The sequence below is a fragment of the Actinomadura rubrisoli genome (assembly GCF_004349215.1).
Classification (GTDB): domain Bacteria; phylum Actinomycetota; class Actinomycetes; order Streptosporangiales; family Streptosporangiaceae; genus Spirillospora; species Spirillospora rubrisoli.
In genome coordinates, this window is the sequence record NZ_SMKU01000617.1 from 1 (window position 1) to 2,482 (window position 2,482).

Below are 2,482 nucleotides of genomic sequence, written 5' to 3' on the forward strand. Positions count from 1 at the left end.
CCCCAACACCGAACGCCCCATCACCATCACCCACGGCACCAACCGCCTCGTCACCTTCGAGGAACTGGTCCCGGGAGTGCGCAAGGCCCTCGCGGCGGGCCCGCCACCACCCGGCCGGACCCCTCCCCTCTGGGACGGGCAGGCCGGTCCCCGCATCGCCGACGTCATCCGCCGCTGGAAAGGCACGGAGTAACCATGGATCTGGTGGTCATCGGGCTCGGCTACGTCGGGCTCCCCCTCGTCCGCGAGTCCTGCCGCGCGGGACTGGCCGTCGGCGGCCTGGACCGTGACCCCCGCGTCGTGGCGGGCCTGCGCGCCGGCCGCTCGCACATCGACGACGTCTCCGCCGCCGACGCGGCGGACCTGCTGGAGCGCGGCTTCACCCCGAGCACGGACGAGACCGTCCTGGACGGCGCCCGCACCGTGGTCATCTGCGTCCCGACGCCGCTGTCGGACGAGGGCGGCCCAGACCTGACCGCCGTCCGGGGCGCCGCCGCGACCGTCGCCCGGCACCTGTCCCCGGGCATGCTCGTGGTGCTGGAGTCGACCACCTACCCCGGGACCACCGAGGAGGTCGTCCGCCCGATCCTGGAGACGTCCGGCCTGATCGCGGGCCAGGACTTCCACCTGGCCTTCTCGCCCGAGCGCATCGACCCCGGCAACCCCGTCTACGGGCTGCGCAACACCCCCAAGATCGTCGGGGGCCTCACCCCGGCCTGCGCGTCCGCCGCCTCGGCGTTCTACGGCAAGTTCGTGGACCGGGTGGTCGAGGCCAAGGGCACCCGCGAGGCCGAGATGGCCAAACTCCTGGAGAACACCTACCGGCACGTCAACATCGCCTTGGTCAACGAGATGGCGGTGTTCTGCGACGAACTGGGCATCGACCTGTGGGACGCGATCGACTGCGCCGCCACCAAGCCGTTCGGCTTCCAGGCGTTCCATCCGGGACCGGGCGTGGGCGGACACTGCATCCCGATCGACCCCAACTACCTCTCGTACAAGGTCCGCTCGCTGGGCTACCCGTTCCGGTTCGTCGAACTCGCCCAGGAGATCAACGACCGCATGCCGCGCTACGTGGTCGAGCGCGCCCAGCAGCTCCTCAACCGCGAGGGACGCGCCCTCAAGAACGCCAAGGTCCTCCTGCTCGGCGTCACCTACAAGGCCGACATCGCCGACCAGCGCGAATCCCCGGCCCGCCCCGTCGCACGGCGTCTGGCCCGGCTCGGCGCCGACCTCTCCTTCCACGACCCGTACGTCTCCGACTGGCAGGTGGACGGCATCGAGATCCCCAACGCCGGCGCCGACCTGGCCGCCGCGCTGGAGGCCGCCGACCTGACCGTCGTCCTGGCGGGCCACCGCGCCTACGACCCCGAGACGCTGGCCCTTCACGCGCGCCTGCTCTTCGACGCCGTCGGCCACACCCGCGCCGACCCGGGCCCGACCACCGAACTCCTGTGACGTGTGAGACTCGTCCCATGACACATGATCCACTGGCCGCCCGCCTCCAGTCCCACCTCCCGCACTCGGCGCGGGTCTGGGGCTACCTTCTCGGCGGCAAGGAGAACTACCCGGCCGACCGCGAGGTCGGCGACATGATCGTCCAGATGTTCCCCGGCATCGCGACGCTGGCGCGCATGCAGCGCTACTTCCTGGCCCGCGCGGTCCGCTTCCTGGCGGGCGAGGCGGGCATCCGGCAGTTCCTCGACATCGGCACGGGCCTGCCCACGTCCGACAACACCCACGAGGTCGCCCAGCGCGTGGCGCCCGAGAGCCGGATCGTCTACGTCGACAACGACCCCCTCGTCCTCCTGCACGCCCAGGCGCTGCTGACCAGCAGCCCCGAGGGCGCCTGCGCCTACGTCGAGGCGGACGTCCGCGACCCCGACGCGATCCTGCACGAGGCGGCCCGCACCCTGGACTTCGGCAAGCCGGTCGCGCTCACCATGCTGGGCATCATGGGCCAGCTTCACGACTCCGAGGACCCCTGGTCCATCACCGCCCGCCTGCTGGACGCCCTCCCCTCGGGCAGCTACCTGGCGCTCTGCGACGGCACCGACACCAACGAGGCGCTGAACCAGGCCATCGCCACCTACAACGCCAACTCCGCCAGCTCGTACCACCTGCGCAGCCCCGAACAGGTCACCCGCTTCTTCGACGGCCTGGACCTGCTGGACCCCGGCGTCGTCCCCATAGCCCTCTGGCGCCCGGACGTCATCGACTTCGACGAGACCCCACCCCCCGCGGACGCCTACGCCGCGGTAGCCCGCAAACCCTGACGGGCCGCGGGCCCCGGAGCAGGGACGCCCACCCCCAACCCGAGGGCCCCGCATGCCCACTTCTCGCGAATCCCTTATGGCGCGCGTTGATCCCCAGGAAGCCCCGCTAGCCGATCACACACGGCGACGTGTGGGGAGGCTTCGTCCAGGGCGGCCAGCTCCTAGCCGCGCGCGGGGGCCTTAGCTGGAGGTGCGGGGTTTTGGAG

General features: G+C 71.6%; 2 protein-coding genes and 1 pseudogene. All 3 read left to right on the top strand.

The annotated features are described in order from the left end of the window. Positions 1 to 193: pseudogene (locus E1298_RS46120) on the top strand (UDP-N-acetyl glucosamine 2-epimerase); the annotation flags it as partial. Positions 194 to 195: 2 nt separating this feature from the next. Then, entirely contained in the window at positions 196 to 1,458 is a 1,263-nt protein-coding gene (locus tag E1298_RS46125; RefSeq protein WP_131903685.1) for a nucleotide sugar dehydrogenase, read from the top strand. A gap of 17 nt (positions 1,459 to 1,475) precedes the next feature. After that, positions 1,476 to 2,276 (top strand): SAM-dependent methyltransferase, encoded by an 801-nt coding sequence (locus E1298_RS46130; RefSeq protein ID WP_131903686.1) that lies wholly within the window; start codon positions 1,476 to 1,478, stop codon positions 2,274 to 2,276. Positions 2,277 to 2,482 lie beyond the last annotated feature (206 nt).

Bases quoted from the DNA above. Each gene is read 5' to 3' on its own strand.
- E1298_RS46125 (WP_131903685.1), top strand. From the start codon at position 196: ATGGATCTGGTGGTCATCGGGCTCGGCTACGTCGGGCTCCCCCTCGTC.
- E1298_RS46130 (WP_131903686.1), top strand. From the start codon at position 1,476: ATGACACATGATCCACTGGCCGCCCGCCTCCAGTCCCACCTCCCGCAC.